13 protein-coding genes and 3 pseudogenes are annotated in these 22,424 nt (G+C 59.7%); 12 read left to right on the top strand and 4 right to left on the bottom strand.

Annotated elements, in window-relative coordinates; genetic code table 11:
* Nucleotides 1-31 precede the first annotated feature (31 nt).
* The 5 genes and pseudogenes from istB (HCU76_RS34350) to HCU76_RS37405 all read left to right on the top strand — a co-directional run bounded on the left by istB (HCU76_RS34350) (nt 32) and on the right by HCU76_RS37405 (nt 2,775).
* The gene (gene istB, locus HCU76_RS34350; RefSeq protein ID WP_218511789.1) at nt 32-769 is read left to right on the top strand and encodes an IS21-like element helper ATPase IstB; all 738 of its coding nucleotides are present in this window, start codon (nt 32-34) and stop codon (nt 767-769) included.
* Nucleotides 770-950: 181 nt separating this feature from the next.
* Nucleotides 951-1,547 (top strand): annotated as a pseudogene (gene istA / locus HCU76_RS37400) (IS21 family transposase); the annotation flags it as partial.
* Nucleotides 1,548-1,767: 220 nt separating this feature from the next.
* Nucleotides 1,768-2,013, top strand: coding sequence for a hypothetical protein (locus HCU76_RS37010; protein ID WP_256354700.1), 246 nt, complete (start codon nt 1,768-1,770; stop codon nt 2,011-2,013).
* The gene (locus tag HCU76_RS34360) at nt 2,010-2,642 is read left to right on the top strand and encodes an ATP-binding protein (protein ID WP_218511791.1); all 633 of its coding nucleotides are present in this window, start codon (nt 2,010-2,012) and stop codon (nt 2,640-2,642) included. Before HCU76_RS37010 ends, HCU76_RS34360 begins: the two co-directional genes overlap by 4 nt.
* Nucleotides 2,557-2,775 (top strand): ATP-binding protein, encoded by a 219-nt coding sequence (locus tag HCU76_RS37405; RefSeq protein ID WP_371319948.1) that lies wholly within the window; start codon nt 2,557-2,559, stop codon nt 2,773-2,775. The genes HCU76_RS34360 and HCU76_RS37405 overlap by 86 nt, the downstream gene beginning before the upstream one ends.
* A gap of 181 nt (nt 2,776-2,956) precedes the next feature.
* On the opposite strand, the gene HCU76_RS34365 is transcribed toward HCU76_RS37405, so the two are convergent.
* Complete coding sequence (locus HCU76_RS34365; RefSeq protein WP_218511803.1) at nt 2,957-3,136, bottom strand: hypothetical protein; 180 nt, start codon at nt 3,134-3,136, stop codon at nt 2,957-2,959.
* On the opposite strand from HCU76_RS34365, the pseudogene HCU76_RS34370 reads away from it, so the two are divergent.
* From HCU76_RS34370 to istB (HCU76_RS34380), 3 genes and pseudogenes are all read left to right on the top strand, one after another.
* Nucleotides 3,051-3,989, top strand: a pseudogene (locus HCU76_RS34370) (Tn3 family transposase); the annotation flags it as partial. The gene HCU76_RS34365 and the pseudogene HCU76_RS34370 overlap by 86 nt on opposite strands.
* A 115-nt stretch (nt 3,990-4,104) precedes the next feature.
* Nucleotides 4,105-5,628 (top strand): annotated as a pseudogene (gene istA, locus HCU76_RS34375) (IS21 family transposase).
* A complete protein-coding gene (gene istB / locus HCU76_RS34380) occupies nt 5,621-6,427 on the top strand; it encodes an IS21-like element helper ATPase IstB (RefSeq protein WP_218511793.1) in 807 nt (268 codons plus the stop codon). The pseudogene istA (HCU76_RS34375) and the gene istB (HCU76_RS34380) overlap by 8 nt, the downstream one beginning before the upstream one ends.
* Before the next feature lie 1,106 nt (nt 6,428-7,533).
* Here istB (HCU76_RS34380) and HCU76_RS34385 read toward each other — a convergent pair.
* Entirely contained in the window at nt 7,534-10,470 is a 2,937-nt protein-coding gene (locus HCU76_RS34385; protein WP_218511794.1) for a hypothetical protein, read from the bottom strand.
* 10 nt (nt 10,471-10,480) lie between these two features.
* Nucleotides 10,481-11,680, bottom strand: coding sequence for a hypothetical protein (locus HCU76_RS34390; protein ID WP_218511795.1), 1,200 nt, complete (start codon nt 11,678-11,680; stop codon nt 10,481-10,483).
* Between the two features lie 307 nt (nt 11,681-11,987).
* Between HCU76_RS34390 and HCU76_RS34395 the strand changes: the two genes are divergently transcribed.
* Nucleotides 11,988-12,881 carry a hypothetical protein gene (locus tag HCU76_RS34395; protein WP_218511796.1) on the top strand — a complete coding sequence of 298 codons (894 nt, stop codon included), beginning with the start codon at nt 11,988-11,990 and terminating at the stop codon, nt 12,879-12,881.
* Between the two features lie 558 nt (nt 12,882-13,439).
* On the opposite strand, the gene HCU76_RS34400 is transcribed toward HCU76_RS34395, so the two are convergent.
* Nucleotides 13,440-14,822, bottom strand: a complete 1,383-nt coding sequence (locus HCU76_RS34400; protein ID WP_218511797.1) for a hypothetical protein — start codon at nt 14,820-14,822, stop codon at nt 13,440-13,442.
* Between the two features lie 598 nt (nt 14,823-15,420).
* Between HCU76_RS34400 and HCU76_RS34405 the strand changes: the two genes are divergently transcribed.
* The 3 genes from HCU76_RS34405 (at nt 15,421) to HCU76_RS34415 (ending at nt 22,069) form a co-directional block, all read left to right on the top strand.
* Entirely contained in the window at nt 15,421-17,544 is a 2,124-nt protein-coding gene (locus HCU76_RS34405) for a hypothetical protein (RefSeq protein ID WP_218511798.1), read from the top strand.
* Between the two features lie 440 nt (nt 17,545-17,984).
* Nucleotides 17,985-19,904: a hypothetical protein gene (locus tag HCU76_RS34410; RefSeq protein ID WP_218511799.1), complete on the top strand. Its 1,920-nt coding sequence runs from the start codon at nt 17,985-17,987 to the stop codon at nt 19,902-19,904.
* 65 nt (nt 19,905-19,969) lie between these two features.
* Entirely contained in the window at nt 19,970-22,069 is a 2,100-nt protein-coding gene (locus tag HCU76_RS34415; protein ID WP_218511800.1) for a hypothetical protein, read from the top strand.
* Nucleotides 22,070-22,424: the final 355 nt, after the last annotated feature.

Genomic DNA, 22,424 nt, shown 5'->3' on the forward strand with positions numbered 1-22,424 from the left:
GCTCCCTGAACACCCGAACAAGGAATACCCAATGATGATGAATACGACCCTCGACCAACTGCGAAGCCTCAAGCTGCTGGGCATGGCGGCAGGACTGCAGGACCAGCTCACGAGCGCTGGCATGACGACCATGAGCTTCGAGGAGCGCACGGCCTTGCTGGTCGAGCGCGAAGTGCACTGGCGCGGCGACAAGCGACGCGAACGGCTCTTGAAGGAGGCTCGCCTGAAGTATCCGCAAGCGGCCATCGAAGACATGGATGCTCGCGCCGGTCGCGGCGTTGATCGCAAGGCCGTGATGAGCTTGGCGCTGGGCGACTGGATCGATTCCGGCCACAGCGTGTTGATCACAGGCCCGACCGGTGCAGGCAAGTCGTGGCTTGCATGCGCGCTTGCGCAGTACGCTTGCCGGCGCGGTCGTTCCGCTTACTACCAGCGCATGCCGCGGCTCGGCGAGGAACTGCGCATCCGCCACGGCAACGGGACCTTCGGCAAATGGCTGATCCAACTGGCCAAGACCGACGTGCTGCTGCTCGACGACTGGGGCATGGCGGCGCTGGATGTTCAAGCCAGGTCCGACCTGCTGGAGATCATTGACGACCGGGCGGCCAGCAAGGCCACGATCATCACAAGCCAATTGCCCATCGAGCACTGGCATGCCTGGGTCGGCGACGCCACCATCGCCGACGCGATCCTCGATCGCCTGATGCAGCAGAACCACCGACTCACCCTCACGGGCGAGTCATTGCGGCAGACCGCGAAAACACCCTAAAAGGAGAAGAACAAAGACCCATCGTGACCGCCCCTTCTACAATCTGACGCGCAACTCAACACGCATGACGACCGGTCACGATCAAGCGGAATCGTCGGTCACGTTCGCCGGAATACGCAACTGGGGCGAGTACGGCACCATCGGCATGGGCTGCACGCGTCGGCGCCTGAGCTTCTTCGTGATGGTGCTGTGCCACAGCCGCATGATGTACGTGGAGTTCTTCGCCTCGCAGCAGATGGAGCACTTCCTCGGCGCGCACCTGAACGCCTTCGCCGCGTTCGGTGGTTGCACGAGGCGCGTGATCATCGATAACCTTCGCTCGGGAGTGCTGCGCCGCCTGGTGGGCGAGGCGCCGGTGTTCAACCCGCGCTACGTCGACTTCGCCAGGCACTGCGGCTTCGAGATCACGGCGTGCAACGTCGGACAAGGTCATGAGAAAGGACGCGTCGAAAGAGGAGTCGGCTACGTAAAGGTAAACCTGCTCAACGGGCTGGAACTGAGCGATCTGGCCGCCCTCGACGCGCACGCCAAGGCGTGGCTGGAGACGGTGGCCAACGTGCGCATCCACGGCGCCACGCACCGCGTGCCGCAGCAGGTGTTTGCCGAGGAGGAGCTCGCTCGCCTGCAGCCGCTGAACCCGCGGCCTTACGACGTGGCGCGCCCCACCACCGTGCGTGCCTCGCGCCAGTTCCGCGTCGTGCTGGAGACCAACAAGTACTCCGTCCCCTCGGCCTACGCGAGTCAACGCGTGACGCTCAAAGCCTACCCAGATCGGGTGTGCATCTACCACCACGAGCAACTCATCGCCCGGCACGTGCGCAGCTACGACCGGCACCAGGCACCAGGACATCGAGGACCCCGAGCATCCCAAGGCACTGCTGGCGCAGCGCCGCACGGCGCGCGAGCAGCGCCTGCTGCAGCGCTTCCTCGCGCTGTCGCCCCGGGCCAGCAGCTACTACGAAGGGCTGCAGGCTCGGCGCACCAATGCGCGCGACCACGTGCGCCGCATCGTGGCGCTGGCCGAGATCCACGGCGAGGCGGCCGTCGCGCGCGCCATCGTGGACGGGCTGGCCTTCCAGGCCTTCAGTGCGGAGTATGTGACCAACATGCTGGAGATGCGCTTGCGCACGCTGCCCGAGCCCGGCGCGCTGCAGCTCACGCGGCGTAGCGACCTGCTGGAGCTCGAGCTGCCGGAACCGGATCTGTCGCTGTACGACAAGGATGAAGACAAGGAATCTCCATGAAGCCCGAGCCGCAAGCCGCAAAAGCCTCGCTACTGAGCGCGCAACTCACCACGCTGCAACTGCTGCACCTGCGCGAGCATTACGAGCCGCTCGCCGCCGAGGCCGCGCGCAAACAGCTCTCGCATGTGGACTACCTCGCCGAGCTCATCGAGGGCGAGCTCCATCGGCGCGAGCAACGCTCGCTGGAGCGGCGCATCCGTGCCGCGCGCATGCCCGTGCTCAAGAGCCTGGACGCCTTCGATTGGGGCTGGCCGAAGAAGATCAATCGCGAGCAGATCCAGAACCTGTTCCGCCTGACCTTCCTGAACGATCACACCAACGTGGTCCTGGTGTCCAACGTCGGACTTGGCAAGACCCACTTGATGCTCGCCCTGGCCCACGCCGCGTGCCTGCGCGCGCACTCGGTGCGCTTCACCACTGCCGTGGAGATCATCAACACGCTCACCGCGGCGCAGCGCGTGGGCTCGTTCAAGCGTGAGATGGCCAAGTACGTCCGGCCTACGCTGCTGGCGATTGACGAACTCGGCTACCTGCCCATCGACAATGGCGGGTGGAGACGCCCTGTTCCAGGTCATCAGCCAACGCTACGAACACGGCTCGACCATCATTACGAGCAATCGCATTTTTAAAAGGTGGGCCGAGATCTTCAACAACGACACCACCCTGACCACCGCCTTGCTCGACCGGCTGCTGCATCACTGTGAGGTCGTGCTCATCGAGGGCGAGAGCTATCGTCAGAAGGACCAGATCAAGGACTACTGAAATCTCGCCTGGCAAGCTTGCCGCGCATCTGCGAGCTCTCGTCACCACCCCGGCGCAGCCTGTCCCACCCCCCCTCCTGCGGGGGCCTGCCGCCGCGCTTCACCGCGGCAGCAGCTGCACGTACACGTCGTCGACATGCCTCGTCATCACGAGCGACGTGCCTCGCGCCGCCTGGCCCACCTCATTCAACACCGACCACCACCACGGCCACATCGGCGTTGAAGTGTCGACGTTTATTCCGACAGCCTGCGACGAACAACACGCCGCTGCCGACACGGGCCAACGAGCGGGTCTCGGAATACCAGAATGCATTGCCTATCGCCGCCTTGTGGGGAGATGGTACCAAGGGATCGGCCGACATGATGTCGATGGACGCCAGTCGGCACCTGTGGACAGCCCGGGTAGATCCCCGGCGGCGCACGTATGCGGCCGGGATGTATACCCACGTTCGTGACCGCTGGGGTTTGTTCTACGACCAGCCGATCGTGCTCAACGAGCGCCAGGCCGGCGTGGCCGTCGAAGGTGTTGAACAGCACAATCGTTCCGAGGACCGCATCCGTGTCTCGTTGCTTGCCGTAGATACGCATGGCGTCACGAACGTGGCCATGGCGCTCGCCAAGCTTTTGGGGTTCGACCTGTGCCCGCGACTGCGTGATCTCAGTGAGCGAAAACTGTTCGTTCCAAGAGGTTGGACGGTACCGGATAGCTTGGACAGTGTGACGTTGCGCAGGGTCTCGATCAAATCGATTGAGCATGGATGGGATGAACTCGTGCGTATGGTCGCTTCCATTCGCGCCGGCCAGGCTTCTGCGGCACATGCCATCCACCGGCTGGGTTCGGCGGCAATCGGCGATCCGCTGCACCGCGCGGCAGAACACCTCGGTCGCCTGCTGCGAACGCTATTCTTGTGTGACTACCTTGCGATTTCCGACTATCGCCGCGAGATTCACACGCTCCTCAACCGGGGCGAGTCGGTACATCAACTGCAACGCGCGATCCATGGCGGGCAGATGGCTCAGGAGCGGGGACGGCGTCCACAGGAGTTGGTTGCCATTTCTGGCGCACACGCCCTCCTGACCAACATCGTGCTGGCATGGAACACGAAGCGAATGGATGGCGTTGTGGCCCGCCTTAAAGAGGACGGCTTCGAGATCAAAGAGGACTGGCTTCGCCGCATAGGGCCGGCCCATTTCTCGCACGTCAACTTCAAGGGGACGTGTTGGCGCCGACCGAAAACTGACCATCTAGACCGGAGTCTGCCGATCCAATATTGACCAGGGTGCTCAACTGCCCTGCTGAATATTTCAGCAAGGCGAATAGGTGATCACCATGGACATGATTGGCAAGGTCAAGCGGATGCACTTCCGCGACCATCTCTCGTTCAGCGACATCGCGAGGCGCACGGGCCTGTCGCGCAACACAGTGAAGAAATGGGTCAAGGCGCCGGCCGAGGTCGAGCCGCGCTACCGGCGCGAGGCGGCGGCCGGCAAGTTGAATGCATTCCATGAGGCGCTGGTGCAGATGCTGCGAGCTGACGCCCGGCGAGCAAAGCATGAACGGCGCACGGCTCGGGCGTTGCACGCCGAGATCAAGGTGCAGGGCTACGAGGGTGGCTACAGCCGGTTGACCGACTTCATTCGGGCGTGGCGCCAGGGTGAAGGCCAAGGGGCGGCGACCAAGGCGTTCGTGCCGCTGGCCTTCGAACTCGGTGAGGCGTTCCAGTTCGATTGGAGCGAAGAAGGCCTGGTGATCGGCGGCGTCTACCGCCGCATGTAGGTCTCTCACCTGAAGCTGTGCTCAAGCCGCGCCTTCTGGCTGGTGGCCTATCCGAGCCAAGGCCATGAAATGCTGTTTGATGCCCACACACGCTCGTTTGCGGCGCTGGGCGGCGTCGCGCGCCGGGGCATCTACGACAACATGAAGACAGCGGTCGACAAGGTGAAGAAGGGCAAGGGCCGTGTCGTCAACGCCAGGTTCTCCGTCATGTGCGCCCACTACCTGTTCGATGCCGACTTCTGCAACGTCGCCAGCGGCTGGGAGAAGGGTGTTGTGGAGAAGAACGTGCAGGACAGCCGGCGCCGCATCTGGATCGAGGCGGGCAAGCGACGCTTCGGCTCGTTCGCCGAACTCAATGCATGGCTCGGTGACCGGTGCCGTGCGCTGTGGGAGGACGTGCGACATCCGGAGCACAGCCAGTTCAGCGTGGCCGAGATGCTGGAGCACGAGCGGCCCCACCTGATGCCGGTACCCGAGCCGTTCGACGGATATGTGGAGAAGCCGGCGCGCGTCTCCAGCACTTGCCTGGTGGCGGTGGCGCGCAACCGCTACTCGGTGCCGTGCGAGTTGGCCGGCCAGATGGTCAGCACGCGGCTGTATCCGGCCAAGGTCGTCGTGGTGGCCGAGGACGTGGTGGTGGCAAGCCACGAGCGGCTCGGTGCCGAAGGACAGACCTGCTACGACTGGCAGCACTACATCCCCTTGCTGCAGCGCAAGCCCGGCGCCCTACGCAACGGCGCGCCGTTTGCGGATCTTCCCGAGCCACTGCAGCAGTTGCGCCGCGGGCTGCTGCGTCAAGCCGGTGGCGATCGCCTGATGGCACAGGTGCTCGCCATCGTGCCGGCGGCCGGACTGGATGCCGTGCTGGTGGCGGTGGAGCTGGCCCTGGAGAGCGGGCCACCGTCCGGACGGGTCAGCGTCGAGCACGTGGTCAACGTGCTGGGACGCTTGAATGCGAAGCCGGTGCCGCCGGCGGTCGAGACGGCTCTGCAAGTGTTGGAGCCGCCAAGGGCGGACACGGCGCGCTACGACAGCCTGCGGACTGACGACATCGTGGCGGAGGTGCGTCATGCGTGACCTCGTCGTCGAACTCAAACAGTTGCGTCTGCATGGCATGGCCGGCGCCTGGGGCGATCTGGTCGAGCAAGGCGCCAACGCGGACACCGAGAATTCGCGCTGGCTGCTGGAGCATCTTCTGCAGGCAGAGAGCACGGACCGGTCGATGCGTTCGGTGAGTCACCAGATGCATGCGGCGAAGTTCCCGGTGCATCGGGACCTCGCGGGCTTCGACTTCGGCGTGTCGCCGGTGGACCGCAAGCTGATCCACCAGTTGGCTGAAGGCGAGTTCACCGAGGTCGCGCACAACGCCGTCCTGGTCGGTGGACCGGGCACCGGGAAGTCGCATTTGGCGACGGCCATCGGGGTGGCTGGGGTCACGCGACATGGCAAGCGGGTGCGGTTCTACTCGACCGTCGACCTGGTCAATGCGCTGGAGCAGGAGAAGGCCCAGGGCAAGGCCGGGCGCATTGCCAGCAGCTTGCTGCGCATGGACCTCGTGATCCTGGACGAACTGGGATACCTGCCCTTCAGCCAGGCCGGCGGGGCCTTGCTGTTCCACCTGCTGTCCAAGCTCTACGAGCACACGAGCGTGCTGATCACGACCAATCTCACCTTCGCCGAATGGTCCAGTGTGTTCGGCGACGCGAAGATGACGACGGCCTTGCTGGACCGACTCACGCATCACTGCCACATCGTGGAGACGGGCAACGAGAGCCATCGGTTCCTGCACAGCAGCGCGGTGGCGAAGAAGCGCATCAAGGCGCGCGAGCAGGCTCGCAAGGCCGATCCACCGTCGCCGCCGGAGGCGAGCATCTGACGGCAGAACTCGTCGCGCCGCGCGGGGAAACCCGCTGCGGGCTACGCCCTCCGCGGCTTCCCCCGCGCGATCAATTCAGCATCGAGGAGGACAACGCGCAACCCGAACACTAAACTTATGCACAGCCGACCAACGAAAAGTCGGCTTCCACCCCCTGGTCAAAATTCGATCGGCGCGGGTGGTCAATATCGAATCGGCGCCGACAAAGGGGACGTTCAGATTCAACGTAGAGAGGTACGCGGACGTACTGATCGATCGCGCCGCCGGCAAACCGATCACGAAAGGCGCGTGACAATTGCCTTGACGGGAAGGCATTTCTTGGTCCCGCGACACGTTGCTTCACCAACCAACCCAAGCGTGTCAATCTGCACCAAGAACACGGATCGACCGCAGGATGCGTTTCTGCAAGTGACTGTCATCGTTAGGGTTTTTGCAGGTGACCGTGTCAATTTGCGAGAAAGATACGGTTACCCCTCATTGGATACATCCGAGCGACAGCTCGTCGCTATCCGCATCTGACCCTGCTGTTGGACTCGATCGATGACATTGCGGCACTTGCCGCCCGCATCGATTGAGTCCAATACTGTGCGGTGGGGGCGAGCCTGAGCTTTCCTCGGCATCTATGCGATTCATGCCGGGCAGCCGCGGCCTCTTGGCTTCTCTGCGCGGTCATGGCGGAACATCGAACGTTGGCAAATTCCCAGTGTGGGTGCCGGGAGGATCCGCGGAGCCGCCACTTGTCCTGGTTCGGACCTGATCAAATTCGTCAAGCTGCGCCGCGGTTTTCCCGACGCTGCTATACGAGGTCTCCTCGCCATGGGCCGCTGCTTTGCGCGCCTCACGCCAGAGGGTCGGAAAGAGCTTCCTGGACGGCCGGGCAACGGAGGGAGTGTTCAATCTCGAAGGCGGTGCCTCCACCAAAGGGTTCACCGACGCCGGGACGTTGTGAGGTTTCACGTTCAAGTCGGGCCCGGCAAGCCCGCGATCCTGGAGGGTCGGCCGGGATAGAAACAAGCCGCTGGTTTCTTCCCTGTCGCGAATCAGCGAAAGGCCAAAGGGACGTGCACGTTGGCCACCCAACGTCAACTGGCGTCTGTAGTCGGAGGTCATGGTTGCGAGTCCATAACGACGCCGGCGCCCTTGTCCACGATGATGCGCTTGTCGATGTCAGGATCCTGGAGCAGTTGCGGGTCCGCAGCCAAGCGCGAAGCCAAGCGCAGGTTCTCAAGCTCAGCGTGGCGGTTCTGCGCGCGCACGGTCGCGACATCCAGAAGGCGATGCTCCATCTTGAAGGATTCGAGCAGGGGATGGCTGCCCGGAAGCGCCTCAATGAAGAGTTGCCCAGTTGGGACGATGATCTCATCTGTTCGACGCTCCTGATCCTCGATGTGGGCCTCGAGGGTGGCCCTGAGGTCTTTCAGTTTTGCGTCGTCGTGATTCTTCACGGCGAGAGTCCAGGCGTCATCGAACGCCTCAGCGTCGAAGTCGTCGCTGCCGTCCGGGTCCTTCACGGAGAGGTAGGTGTCAATGAAGTCGGACAGCATGTAGTGCGTGATTGGGCAGTCAGACAGCAGAGGAAAGATTATGTAGTTGCCCTTGTAGCCAAGTGGATTGTCCAGGTCGGCCACAGAGCTGAGATCCTCCAGCATGCCCCCCACGTCTTTCTCATCCGGCGGCAGGGTCGGCACGCACGTGTTAGCAATGTCGACGGGCGCCAATTCAACGCCTGCTTCATTGAAAGCTGGCACGTGCCCGATTACTGCGGTGGCGAGAGGATGCACCTCGCAGCCTTGCTCAACATGCGGACAAAGCACCTTCTGCTTGTAGAGCCGGAAGAATCGCTGATCCGATACTTCGTGCGCCCAAATGGCTTGCATATAGTAGAAAACGTTCTGCTTGACGTGAATGCGAAGCTGGTCGATTGCGACTTGGCGCGCGTATTGGTTTTGTAGGGCGGCCGAGTAGTCCTTCGTCGCCTGCCGGAAAATCGACGTCGCGCTGCCGAGCTTCTCCTGCGCATCTGCCAGGGCCTGTTCCGCGTATTTCAGTCGGGTCTCTCCTGCTTTGATATGCGCCTTGAGCATCTTCTTCACGGGTTCAGACGGATCCACTCCGAGCGTGAAGACATTCAGGATGCCAGGCATCTCGGGAATGGAATCTTCCTCCTCCTGCTCTGCGACCAATGTTTCGCGCATGCTGTCCCGCGCAGTCAGCTGGGCCTGGACCAATCCCTCCAGCTGCTTGACTAGTGCGGCCTGCGTTTTCCATTGCGTCTGCAAGACGGTCACGGAGAACTGATCTCCGGCGTACCCTGTAGACAAGTAGTTCAGAGCGGGGCGAAGTGAGTCGTCAAGAAGCACACGGGCGATGATCCATTGGTATTCGATCAACCAGGCTTCATTGATCTCGTCCGGGGAAGGAACTTCCTGCGCGATCAAGATGACGGGGCGAACGCGATAGAGAAATTCGCGGATCTTGTACCGTCGTTGCAACTCATAGAAGAGATAGGTGACCGTGATTTCGTTGTTCGGGTTCGAGATCTCGCCGACAAAAGTCTCCTCCGACTCGAACGAATGAGCCGTATCCACCTCCAGGGATCGTTCAAGGCGGTAGTCTTGCGCAGCCTTCAGGGTGGCTTCATGGAAGTCCTTTTTGTTCTGTGTGGATTCGGAGCCCGTGTTGCCTCCCATTTCTGAGGAGACGTCCATGCTTCCAATTCCAATATTGAACGAGCCGTTGGTGGCGATCTTGAAGTTTGTTGCTGTCGTACTGCGCTCCATGATGTCCCGTTCGCAACGGGAATCCTCTGAAGACTGGGTAGAGCGGGCCTCTGTTGACTTGTCTGCAGTCCTGCGCGACACGGACTCCTTGACTATTCGCTTCTTCGTGTACTTGCGTGTTTCCCCCGGAGCCAGAGGGACGGTGGAGACGAGATCGCCGGCTTGGTAAGGCCCAGGTTCCCAAATCTGCCGGTAGGTAATGACGAGGCCAAAGTTGTAGGAGTTGGGTGCGAACACATCAAACGCGTAGGGTTCGGATTGGGCCTTCGACAGTGCTTGGAACAGTTGCGCCAGACGAGCTCCTGGGCCTTGCGGACTCGCAACGATCGAATTCACTGCGTCCAGGGCGTATTGCATTGCAACGAAGTCCGTGCTGTTCGCAATCTGGTCGGCCCAGCTGATTACCGAGTTTCGCTGATCGTCACTCAGCAGGGGCCATACCGTAACGGCTTGAGGGAACCATGTCTTGACGACGTCCGGCGGCGGAAGGGTCAGCGTAGCGTTCGGCGCGGTGGTGGAACCCGTGGGATCGGGAACTACCATGCCCGTGATGGCTTTCAAGCCTTCAATGAACTCGCCCAGCTGCGTAAGGTCAGCGATTTCGCCTGGGTCGGGCATTTCTTGCCCTGCGGCGGCGTAAAGCTTATTCGCGTGATCGTAGAGGTCGCCCGCTAGCTTTTGCAGATTGTTGTCGAAGGCGTGCATCCATACGCTTCGGAACGCGAGCTGCAGGACGTTGAAATCGTGGAACGCCGTTGCGTCGGCGGGGCCGCCCTGCAGGCCTCGCATCGCCGCCAGATCGTCCATTACAGCGCCGACGTCGGGCCGATAGTTCAGCAGTTGCCGTACCTGCGTGATCGCGCCGGTCGCCAAGGACGAGATGATCGACTTGTCTCCGTCAGGAATGTCGCTCTGGGTGGAGAGCCAGTATTGCAGACGCGGTACGAAATCGTAGAGTCCGACGAGCACTCCGCCAAAGTCCGAGATCGTCGCCGTCCCGCCCGCTCCTCCGGGCTTGACACCGGATTGGATACCGATGATTTGGTCGAGAATGCCGGTTTGGTTTGCATCCCGCAAGGTCGCCAGCAACGCCGGATCCGAGACCAAGCTCTGCAAACGTTTCAGTTGAGCGACGAGCCCGGCAATCTCGACGAGATTGTCCAATGCCGGCTGCAAATCCCGGATCTGCTCTTTTAAGCTGCTTTCGATGTTCTTCGAAAGGTCGGACGGCGGCGCTGCCGGACTGCTGATGGGCGGTGGCATGTGACGCTCCTCATACCTTTTTGTGGAGGAATTCAGTCGAAATGAGTGGAGCTTTGTTGGCCGTCTTGGGGGCCTTTGTGCGCTTGGCCAAGGGCTTATCCGAATCTTCCTGCGACTTCGCCGATGCAGATGCGCTCGCGGGCGGCGGTGGCATAAGGTAGCGCCGCCGAAGTTCATCCGGTGTGGGATTGTTCAGCCCGCGTTTCTTGACGAGATCAGTGCCAGACATCCGCGCCCGGACCAGCTTGGTGAGTGCTTCGGATGTGATGCGCGGGCCCTTGGCAACAGGTTCACCGTCAGGCGCGACGTCGACCTCGACGGCGAAAGCTGAGCCATAGGCCTCGCCTTCGGAGTCAGCATTGGAAGGGGGTGGCGTGGTGGACCCTTGCTTCCGAGGGCTCAGTCCGCTTGCCTTGAGTTCGTCGGCTGTGAGCCAGACGCGAATGACCGGCGGCGTCGTTCGATTCTTTAGTCGGGTGAGGCCTTCCTGGACGGCCTGAACTTGGGTGGGGGCAAGTTTTGTGGCCAGCTCACCTCTGTTGGCCAGAAGCAGCGTGTTGTTCTGAAAGAAGTTTGACGCTCCTTCGCCGCGATCGCGCAGATGCAGCGGAATGGCAGAGAGGTTCTTCGTTGCCTCCTTGGCACGGTCTCGACTTTCCTTTGCCGCGTTGAGTTGCCTCAGGATCCGATTCTGGAATCGATCCGTCAGGTAAGCAGGTACGTTCCAAGCGTTCTCAATTGAGTCCCCTAGACGTTCGCCTTGCACGTTGTTGGTTGGCTTCGCACAGGCGCCTATCCCGAAGCGATCGAGTTGACTCTGAAGCAGGCGGATGACAAATGCTTCTTCGGCGCCGGCGTCATTGCGCGCGATTTGTGTGCAGCAGAGGAGTCGGGCTTCAGGAGGTGCTGGAACGGGTCTTTCGGGATCCTGTACATCCTCCGGAGCAAAGACGGCGACCATGAGGTTCGGGCGTGCTTCATTTCCCTGGAATTCCAAGTCTTCCCGGTTGATGACGAAGCTTCCTCGTTCGTCGGTCAACACCGAGCCTAGCCGCCGTCCCATTTTCTGTATCAGCGCGACATTGGGCGGCGACTCGCGACCTTCCGCATCAAACGGCCCGGCATGGCGCGAGTCGAAGGCGGCCACGAGAAGGTTCGGGACGCCGACGTTGGTCTCTTTGACCAATACGTACCCAAAGAGCTGCTTCATGACGTTCTCCAGGAGATGGCTGATCCGCCCTGAATTGGTGCGCAGCTTGAGCGATGCGGTTCCGCGGCATTTTCGACGGTTTTTGTGCTTGCGTGTGCGGTTCTACATGGGTCCAACTGCGAAACAGATTGCTTCGGCGGCATATAGCGCTACCGTGTGCGACGCTTTCTCTCGGTTAGATTAGCACTTTGAAGGCGCAGAATGACGCTCTCCCGCCTTCACGAGAGGCTTGCAACGTCGACGCGCGACCGCGGTGTGTCGTGGTTCGTCCCATGTGCCAGCTCTGCGATGCGATAGAGTAACTCAAATGAGCGACAACGACGTTCGTGGAATCTCGCCTGACAAGCGCTCGACTTCTTTGCATGACAGAGGGGTTGTGACAAAGGCGCCCGCAAAGAAGGCAGCGAAGAAGACTGCGGCGAAATCTGCCACGCCTTCAACGCGAGCTCCAGTCCGACCGCACGAACTCGACGTGCTTGGTATGTACCGAAGCTATTGGGCGGGTCGCTCAAACACGGAGAAGTTTCAAGCTGCACTACCGCGCGAGGAGCGGATCAGGCGCGGTATCAAGCATCTGGACAGGGAGTGGTACCCCGACACCGAAGATTTTCACAGGGTTGAAGCCGCTGGGAAAGCCAAACAAAGCGTGGTCAAGAGGATGGCGACACCAGAGGCATTGGTCGGCATGCTCGGTGAGATCGGCAGCAAGAATCCGGGCACTGTCTCAAGAGTGAACATTTTCGCCCATGGCAACAACGAAGGCGATTTTGCGCTATCAGGGAGAGTTAGTGAGAACAACGTTCTGTGGAGTGAGGCGGATCTGCAGGGCGCGGCATTTGCAGAAAAGTTCTTTGCCGAGGCGAATGATCCGTTGACTGTGTACTGGGGAACGGGCAAGAGCGGGCACTCGCTCGCGGAGGCGCGACAGGCTTTCTCAAAAGATGGGGTGGTCGTTGTCTACGCTTGCCACTCCGCTATCAACTCGGTGGATTTGGTGCGCTTGTCGGGCGCCTTAGGAGTTCCTGTGGCGGGTTTCAATAAGGAACTGGTCTTCAAGGTCGATCAGACGAAGAGTGGGGACCTCTCCATTGAACTCGGAATCGACGGAGTTCCCGAAAGCTTCGAAAGAGATTTTCACCAACTTGATCGGTACCTGAAGGTCGTCCGGGCGGCTCCGGCCTCGAAGGGTCTTTCCAGGTAGTTGTCGCCGCCGTTAAATGGTTGGCCTTGGCGCCAGTGCTTGGCTGGACGATAGCGTCAGGCGCGCAATTGCTTGGCGGCCTCAAAAGTGAAGTGGTGCGCCGCCGGGAGACCTGCAAGGAGTAGAAGGGTGCAAGTCCCTGATAAAGACGTAGCGAATCATGTCGTCCCCGAGTCATGCGTGGTGCACCGCGAGGTGCAACGCGAAGCGTTGACAGGGGAATCCATAGGCCAGCCATTGAGCCGCGATAGGTTTTTTAGTTTCGGGTGCCGACACTGTCACTTCGGTGGAAGAAAACGTCGGCGGGCGCGTCATCGCGAGTGCTCGTCGGACCCGGCGTGGTCGAAGACACTGGCATGTGCACACGCACCTTTTACGGGAACCGGGAGATCTCGGGTTTGACCAGCCGTCATATCGGGCTGGCCCGCATCGGAAAGGCGAGGAGCCGTAGCCGATGTACGGCCCCGAGAATTCAGACTCGGCCATAGTAGCTGTGAAGCCCACGAACAAACCCGGGAAGCGATTCAAATGCCTTCGCACCGTATGACATTTGGAGTCCTACAGGCCCGCTGACACGAGCCCGAGCCGCATCCATTGTTTCCATGTGGTGGCGGAGGGCGACTCTTGTCTGGATGACCAGACCATTCCGTCCTGGCCCACTGCGAACACCTGCAACGAGCCGTCCGCGTTTCTGCCGACCGCGGGAGCGCTTTTTACGACGCCACCGAGCGATTTCCAGTCATCCCATGACCCATTGGGCTGGGCCTGCCGTCTGGTCCAGACGGCCTGATCATTCACCCCAACGACGAACACGCTCAGCGTGCCGTCCTGGTTTATGTTCATGGCGGGGTCGAACTTGTGTGTTCCCGGGGTTGGAGCCTCATTGGACCAACCCCCATTCGGCGCAACCTGCCATGCGTGAGATAGCGTACCGTCCATGCGGCTGGCGAACACCTCCAGGCGTTGATCCAGGTTCCTCATGACAGCGGGTACGCCAGTGAAGGGCCCCTGCGACAAGGCCTGCCACTGTGTGAAGTCACCATCAGAACCCGTTTGCCAAGCGTGCATCAAGGCGCCGTTCGTGCTGACGCCGAAAATCTCCAATCGCCCATCGGCATTGCTTGCCATCACGGGCACAGCCTTAAACTTTTCGCTTCCAAGTTGCTGCCATTGGCTCCACACCCCGTTTTGCTCCTGCGAAGTCCAGAGGTAACCGGCAGCATCGATTGCTGCGACTACAAGCTGATCGTCCGGCGACACGCCAGCTGCCACGCCAGAGGGAGCAAATCGCCTCTGGCTAATAGTAGTCCAGTCGCCCCAATTCACGTTTGGGGCGAGTTGCGCACTGCGTGTGATAAGACCCGACCGTGAAGCGACAAGCACCTCGAGACGCCCATCCAATCGCATGACCATCACTGGGAACCCTGCCGCACTGACGCTTCCTGGAAACGGATAAGAGGAGGGCTGGAAAAGGCCAGCGCCGCCGCTTTGCCAGTTATGTGCGATGCGTCCCGCTTGATCAATGCCCAACAGCTCCAGTCTGCCATCGGCGTTGGGCGCAACCGACCTTCCCACGTAGCCGGGCAGGCTTGCGCCTTTGAGCCCGAAGACGGCAGAAACGGGAAGGCAGACCCCGCCTTGCATTCCCGAGCCAGGCGGGCAGTTCGGATCGGCCGGGCCGGGAACAATGCACTCCGTGCACCAGTTATTCGATGCCAATGAAACGCAGTTTGCATAGGCGTTGCGGTCGCCGGTAACTCCGGCGATCGCACAGTGGCTGATTACAAACCAACAGGCGAATCCCTTCCCATGCGAGCATTCGGCCACGGCCTGCGACGAAATGAGGAATGAGGCCAAGCAGAACAGCACCGATCTGGCCATCGACAACGGTTTTCCAATCATTGACGCCAAGTTGCCTTGGGGCGTGGAGATCCGATTCATGATCTTCTCCTTGTCAGCGTTTGAACCGCGGCCCGAGAATGGCACCGCAGATTACTGTCATCCAGGCTTGGCTGTCGTCATTCATTCTGGGCTTGCTGCTGGCGCACTTTTTCGCTAATAAATCGGGGCCAACATGCGAAACATGCTCTGTTCGAGCCCACGTGCCCGGACTTGGCGGCCATTCCAGATTTCAGCAAGGCGGCGACTGCCCAAGTCAACAGGATGCGTGCAGCGTTTCGGCGACCCCTACGACCTTGAGCTCGAGAGCCAATCACAATCGACTTGAGGGAGGTCTGTCGGTTCTGTCGCGGTAACGGCGCGAAGCCTAGTAGAGTCAAGCTGCCGCCAAGTCTCCGAGCAAAAATGTACGACCTCGTACGCGTCGACAGCTGATGTCTGCAACGGGCACGAGTCGAAGGTGTAGCGCTGGCGCTGATCGAATCACTGCTCTCACGCACCAGGAAGGGTCGCGATGCGTTTTGCTGCCTTGCTCAGGAAGGGAAACACTCAGCGCGTACCGCCTTCGCATGATTTTCAAAGCCCCGAAATTCCTATACGCTTTGTTCGCGGCTGCTTCCGGCACACGGAGGGGAAAACAATGAGAAAAGCTCACGAGGACGCGCCAGGAAAGACGCGCGCCGGCATGTGCCGTGTCGTCCTGATGTTGCTCTTCCTGTTCTGGCACGCGGAGATGACCTATGCCGGACCAAAAGTGACGTGCACCAACGAGTCGGCGAGCGTTCGAACCTGCCGGATCGATCAGCCTGAGGTGGCGCAGTCTTGGACGCCGTATCCCTCGATCGTATTCCGCCAAGGCGACCGGATCTCGTTCAACGCAGGAGGCTGTGTTCAGACCGGTGGCATTGGCAAGACTTGGAAGCGATACGTGAACCCGTCCGGACCGAATTCGGACAGGCTGTACTCCGGAATGGTGCAGATCTCCGGCGTAACGCCAGAAGTTCGCATTTCGGACGTTCTTGGAAAGCAGTTGCGCCTCCCAATCAGTGCCAACGGCCCTGACAGTGTTCAGCTTGTCTTGGGGTACAGGGATGACGACTACGGCGACAACGGGTACAACGCTCATGACGATGGCACGGAGCATCAATGCAAGAACATCGGACCTGCGTGGGTAACGATCCGAATTCAGAGCGATCCTTGGCTGGACTGGACAGAGATTCCAGGACAGGGGCAGTTCCTGGCGCCGCCAAGCGCCGCCGAAATCTCGAGAGTGACGCACGTCTTTGCGCCTGACCAAAGCGCGCAGATCCGGCTGAACACTTTTGACGGTCGAGTCTGGAGTGGTTGGCAGCCGATGCCAATCCCAGGGTGGACGCGTCAGCCGATCGCCACCCGCTTCGCTTTCGTTGGTCTTTTCGTCGCGCATACCGGCCTTGACGGAAACGTCTACTACGCCTTCAAGACGGCTCCGGAAAGCGCTTGGACTTCGTGGTTCCAGGTGCCAGGCGGAATGACCACTAGCCTCGGAGTCAGCGTGGCATCCAGCAACGCCGGCATCCTGCTTTTTCTGCGGAGTAGCGATAACAAGGTCTACGTGAATCAATCGCTCACGTGGGAAGGGCCGACTGGTCCTCTGAAGTGGCGTGGTTGGCAAGTCGTTGATGGAGCGCCCGCCTCGGCGACTGCGGTATCGGCAGATGGAGCGCTGGACGGTCGGGTAGTGGCGATTGACGCAAATGGGCAGCTTTCGCAACGCGGATGGACCGTCGGGCCAACCAGTGAGGATCTCAGTTGGTCGCCCTGGGGAGTCCTCTCCAGCCCTTACATGCGAGGGTTGATCCGCGGAATGCGAGGGGTGCCAAACCCGCCTCTGGCGCCGTCGGCAACGATGCAAAACGTCGTGGTCAACCTAGGCTTGGCACAGAGGCTGCTCTCAGACGCCTCCAACCAGTGGTCCCCCGTTCCGAAGATCACGAGTAGCAGTTCGGTCAACGCATACTCTCGAATAGCGCAACCCAAAGTTCCAGGCTTCAGCGACCTCTATTTGTTCGGTTTGAAATCGGATGGGCGGGCAATGTACACGGCGATGGCGCCCATCGTTCCGTTTCCACCCCCGCCGCCGCCGCCTTCGGTCACGTTTAAATCGATGACGCTGCCCAACCGAGGGGACTACGTCAATGAGGGCCAGCCTTCGACGATCCGATGGGAGTTCGACAAATCTGCGACGTGCGGGGACGTTCGGGGTCAGATGACCTCAACAAATTTTCAGAGTCCAACGATCGCGTTATTCGATCGCGCGGCAATGACGTCACCCGGGGAGTTCGTTGTCCATACGGTCTATGTGAACGGTACCAGCCTGACAACTTACGAGCTGACGCTGAGCTGCGCCAACGGTGGCGCGCCGGCAAAAAAGTCCGTGAACGTTCAACTTTCTCCGAAGCGCGCCGATCCGACTCCCAGCATCGTCTACTACGGCCCCTTCATCTCGCCGGCCATCCCGAAGCAGAAGAGCCCCTTCTCTGTGGCATGCAACTTTCAGAACGTTGGAGGGGCGAAGTCGGCGAAGTTCGACACGACGCTGAAGATTGACGACAAGGCAATCAAGGATGAGAAATCCATTCCGGAGCTGGCTCCGGGCGCAAGCGCCCCTGCGGAATGGAATGTCGCGACAAGCGAGATCGAGCTGGATGGATCCATTCACAAAGCGGAGGTGTTTGCCAACGGCTCGAGCACTTGCTTCACGAACTTCACGGCGGAACCGTAGATGTCGCCGGCGTCCTCAAGGCGCCGGCGATGACTCTGTTTTATTGTGAAAAACGAGTCTTTGCCGAAGAGGATGACTCGTTCCCAAGGGGAGTATTTCCGCATCCTGTTCATATGGTCGCCACTGTCAATGGCTACTGCAGGTTATAGGGGGTAAGGCATGTTTTTGGGATCGATCAGGTGATGCGACTCGAGCGTTTGCAGCGACGATGAATCAAGCTCATATCCGCGGATTGGTGACCTGCACTTCATCGATTCGTCGCGGGCCTGCCTCGCTCTAGGGTCGGGGATCATCCTTGCGGTGCCCTGGTAACAGGATCGAGGGTTGCCCTATCGTTGCTCGTGCCGCATCACCAGATCGTTAAGGATAGACCGTCCGACCAAGCTTGCTTTGTGGGTGCCAAATGGCTACGGTGTCTGCATACTTTCGGGGGTCGAGCAATGCAGCACCTCTTTCGGAAATGCACACTGGCAGCCGTTGCGCTGCTTTGCGCCGTCTGCCCATGGATCGCAAGCGCTGCTCCGCCCGCGATCGTGCCCATCACTATCACGGTGACCTCGGGCACGCCGGCTCCAGGCAAGCCAGTCACTGTCGCCTGGAAGCTGTACAACACATCTTCGAGCATGTTGGCGGGGCATATCGTTGTCTATCGAAACGACAACGCCTTGACGCCGACCGATGCGATAGACAACCAATTCATTTCGACGCATTCCACGAAGGATGGCACCTTCACGTTTGATCCCGTCCCTGGGGTCAATCAATTTCGAGTCGCTTTGGTGCATAGAAACCACCCTGATAGCAACTCCGCTCAGCGGCCCAAGACATTTACTCAGGGACCTGGTGGATCCACCAAGCCGAAGGACCCCGACACGCCGAAAACGCCAGCCGTCGTCACGCTTGCGCTTGGGTCGATTCCGATCAACGCATCTCTATTCATCAGCAACCTAGCCAACGGCGTAGGTGTCACGGATCGGAAGACCTTGCTCAGCGACTACGCGCCACTTCTGCTCTTTTCCAACGACGGCGGCGAGGAGCAATACGCGCCGATCGATGTGATTCCCTATATCCAAGGATCCAGTCTTGCTGGCAAAGTAACTCTTCCAATTTCGACACTGTCTTCCGCGGGGCATGCGACGGACATACTTCAAGTGTTCTTAAATGAGTCCGGAAAAATCGATGCAACGTTGCCTAGCGCGCCCATCGAGCGCTACATCACGCCCACGTCGGCCGTGGAAACCGGGGCGGATTGGGGCGTCGTGATGGCGAGAGCAGCGAGTGGAAACAACGTCGGCCTCTATGGGCATGTTGTCATGATCGACCCGAACGTCGACATCGATGCAGATCCAAGCCTTTTGTCGACGCTGCATAAGCGCTATAGCTGTGTTCCGGCAAGCATGTGCCCTGCCAACGTGATGCCGTTCCAGGTAATCAAGATCGAGTATTGGCAGTTCTTTGGGTATAGCTACGACTATTCGGCTTCGGTGCGCGCCGAATTCGCCGCCGCGATCACAGGCGCTACCTTCGGCGGGATTGAAGCACTTATTGCTGGCGGTGCAAGCATCACCGACATCATCCAGGGCTTTACGAATCACAGCGGCGATTGGTGTACTGTCCAGTTGTATGTCGATGCGTCGTGGTGGGCAGCCGGTTATGCTGACCAGGCTATTCTTGCCGTCTATCATTCGTTTCACGGGAACCAAGCCGGCTTCGACATGGGCAAGGTACAGGAATGGCGTCCAGTCACAGTGCCCGTGCGTGACAAGAACGCAACCGCCCCAACTTACGCGGCGAGAGAATTCCGTGGGCCGAATTTTGGATTCCCAGTGAACATCTCCGTCGCGGTGCCGCTCGGGAAGGTTACTCTTTGGCTACCTCCTGGGGGCCCAGACAATGCGACCCAGATAGCCAACGCACAAAACAACATCGTAAAGCTGGCGGCAGAGCCGTCATCTGCTCAGGCCTTTCAACACCCGGTGGTGTATGTCGAGAACGGAGGTCATGAATTCTGGCCGACGAGCGATTGGGGCATCTATGGAGCAAGCAATCATGACGGGACTGGGAAGTACTCCTACTTTGGGTCGAGCCCAGTTGATGTGACCCCGGTCCCGAGTCTTCGCTTGATTGCAGATCGACCCGGGGGAGTAACTGCGCAGCCGGTTGAGGTGCCTGCAGATGTCGCCTTAGTTACGACGTTTGCGGGTTGGTGGGGCGCCCAAGGCGGAGGGGGTCCTCCGCAAGGTCCACCTCTTCACACTCAGTGGTACTGGAACCCGAAAACCACCCCTGCGGACCTTCTGCAGAAGGTCGACCAGAAAACTCCAGATGGAACGGCATGGGCCTGGGCCCATCGCAGCTTCTGAGCTCGTGCAAAAGCACTCCGACAGTAAGGCGAGCCTGCAGCGCGCCACAAAATGGGAAGAACAGCATGGAATCGACACAACTGACATCCCAGATGGCCTGTGCTAGTGGTCCTCGGGCACTCGAGAAACCTGAACTGGCGGCGGACAGGCGTGGCAGGCCCTCACTGAAGACCTTGGTTTTGTGGGCCGCTCTGGCAACGATGCTTTGTCTCATTTGCACTAGTCCACGTGCAGATACTTTCGATATAGTCTCCAAACAGTTGGATACGCCCTCCACAACTGTATGGCGGATTGAAAATCCAAACGTAAAGCTGCAACTCCAAGAATATCCTGAAATCGCGTTCGCCCCGGATGATCGGGTTATGGTCACTGCTGGTGGCTGCGTACAGACCGGCGGCCACGGCAAAACCTGGAAGCGATACGTTGACCCGTCAGGCCCCAACTCGGACCATCTATACCACGGGCTAATCCTCGTACCTGGAGTCAATGCATCCCCAGTTCGGCTGCAGCAATTCGGATTGAATGTGGAGCATCTAATCGCGAGTATTCCCATCGGTCCGAACGGTGCTGATGCGCACTTGCAGCTCGGCTACGAGGACGATGAATATGACGACAATGGTTACTGGGGCCATGACGACGGTACCGAGGATCAATGCGCGGGAAGTGTCAACGCGTTCGTGATCATCTCCGTGGGGCATTCAGGTACCCAGCCTCTACCAGCGCCCTCGTTCATCGGAATTAGTCCCGACAACTTTCGCTGCCAGGCAGCCTGGGCATTTCACAATTTTGATACCGCGCGTTTGAGCTTGGATTCGTTCACCAATGCGTTTGATTTTCAGTGGTATGACTATCTTGATCCAGTGGTAGGAATCGCGTTCCTTGCAGCGCGAGACAGTCTAGCGTCAGGCGGCAATTGCATGGGCATGGCCTTTTTAGCGGACGCCACAGAGAATCAATTCATTGTTGGTGATTTAACGGAGAATCTCTGGGATAACTACAAAAGCCGCGACATCACCACACCGCGCGTGACCGAAGACATTAATACGGCCCATTGGGCGCAGCTTTCTGCCGCCTTCATGAATTACTATCTTAATAACGTAATCAGAAGTCCGGCGGATAACGCGAGATTGGTGGAGAGCGACTTGACCAGAGGGGTCAACGCGAACTATGGAATGATCAGCATTGCCCATGGGACGGACGGCCACGTTGTGGTCCCGCTTCGTGTAAGCCACTCCGGTAGCACGATCATGATTGACGTTTATGATCCGAATCGACAGTGCGGCGCGAAGCCTGACACTGCGACCTACCCTCCAATCATTATCAACGGTGATACGTGGAGCTTTGTGATGGGTAGCGGGGAGACGTGGAGCGGCTCAACTGCCAATGACGGCCTCGCGTACGTACCGTACACAAGCGCGAGCGGATGGCGAAGGTTTGGTGCCGATTTCGCCGGAGCCGTGCAAATAATCTTCGGAAGCAACGCGAAGGTCGAGCAAGTGACCGACACCAAGGGTAGGACGCTGTTCTTGCCTGGAAGTCAGAAAATTGATACCAGCGCATCGGGCCTCGGAAAAGCGGTCCTGCACTTACCAGTCTACAGCCAGTCCAGACCACGAAACGGGGATCCGCTATACAAAGTTACGAACCCTGCTAAACCGCCCTTGAGCGCTGACACAGTCGCTAGGTTTGAAAAGGAATATGCCGCCGACTACCGCGATTTACGGTCGTCTTTCATTGTCAAAAGTGCAGACCTCTCTCGTCTTACATTTCAAGTATCGAGTGTCAATACCTCGAGGCCAGTGCGTAGTTTGATTTACCAGCGCGGCCAATTCTTTGAGATCAAGGCGACATCGGCCTCACGTCTCGCCATAACGATAGCAAACCCATCGTCGCTCGCTTCCGGTGGAATCTATTTTGACAATGAGGCGACTGGGCCGATCTCGGCGGTGTTTACGTCCGGGCAACTTACGGATGGAACGGTCCACGTCCAAACGACCACGCCCATTGCTGTCACTTCGGCGCGAGTAGGAGTGCGCGAGTCGCCAACAGGAATCAGGCTCACCAGCCCCGTTGCGCTTCGCGCGATCGCGATCAAGGACGAGTTGACGACTGCGAATGGCCGAAAAGCTTCGACGATGAGCAACGTTCGCATACTGCCCGAGTAAGAGGGTTGTCCGGCTGAACGATTCGCACGTGTCGTTGATGTCCCAAGTGGAGTAAGTCTTCTTTCACTCGCTCCGCGGCAACGCGCGTAGGGCGTAGTCCGAAGCGGCTTGCCGGGCAGCGACCGCCATCTTAGGGGGTGGCCATTGTGAAGACCAGATAAGTTTGAGGTGCGACCCACCAAACTTGTCTTGAAGGAAATCACGATGACCAACCCAACTATGGCATTGGCCGAGCTCGCTGAGAAGGGAGCTGATGTCGACGTCCTGCGCCCCGGAGTTCGTAAATATTCGGTGAACCCGTGGGTGTGCTGAAGGGGGCGATCAAAAATCGCTGGACACTTTCCCCTACCGTTGT

This window comes from Variovorax sp. dw_308 (genome assembly GCF_019207085.1).
Taxonomy (GTDB): domain Bacteria; phylum Pseudomonadota; class Gammaproteobacteria; order Burkholderiales; family Burkholderiaceae_C; genus Variovorax.

Bases quoted from the DNA above. Each gene is read 5' to 3' on its own strand.
- HCU76_RS34395 (WP_218511796.1), top strand. From the start codon at position 11,988: ATGAGCGACAACGACGTTCGTGGAATCTCGCCTGACAAGCGCTCGACT.
- istB (WP_218511793.1), top strand. From the start codon at position 5,621: ATGCGTGACCTCGTCGTCGAACTCAAACAGTTGCGTCTGCATGGCATG.
- HCU76_RS34405 (WP_218511798.1), top strand. From the start codon at position 15,421: ATGAGAAAAGCTCACGAGGACGCGCCAGGAAAGACGCGCGCCGGCATG.
- HCU76_RS34360 (WP_218511791.1), top strand. From the start codon at position 2,010: ATGAAGCCCGAGCCGCAAGCCGCAAAAGCCTCGCTACTGAGCGCGCAA.
- HCU76_RS34385 (WP_218511794.1), bottom strand. From the start codon at position 10,470: ATGCCACCGCCCATCAGCAGTCCGGCAGCGCCGCCGTCCGACCTTTCG.
- HCU76_RS34400 (WP_218511797.1), bottom strand. From the start codon at position 14,822: ATGAATCGGATCTCCACGCCCCAAGGCAACTTGGCGTCAATGATTGGA.
- HCU76_RS34390 (WP_218511795.1), bottom strand. From the start codon at position 11,680: ATGAAGCAGCTCTTTGGGTACGTATTGGTCAAAGAGACCAACGTCGGC.
- HCU76_RS37405 (WP_371319948.1), top strand. From the start codon at position 2,557: ATGGCGGGTGGAGACGCCCTGTTCCAGGTCATCAGCCAACGCTACGAA.
- istB (WP_218511789.1), top strand. From the start codon at position 32: ATGATGATGAATACGACCCTCGACCAACTGCGAAGCCTCAAGCTGCTG.
- HCU76_RS34365 (WP_218511803.1), bottom strand. From the start codon at position 3,136: ATGTCGGCCGATCCCTTGGTACCATCTCCCCACAAGGCGGCGATAGGC.
- HCU76_RS34410 (WP_218511799.1), top strand. From the start codon at position 17,985: ATGCAGCACCTCTTTCGGAAATGCACACTGGCAGCCGTTGCGCTGCTT.
- HCU76_RS34415 (WP_218511800.1), top strand. From the start codon at position 19,970: ATGGAATCGACACAACTGACATCCCAGATGGCCTGTGCTAGTGGTCCT.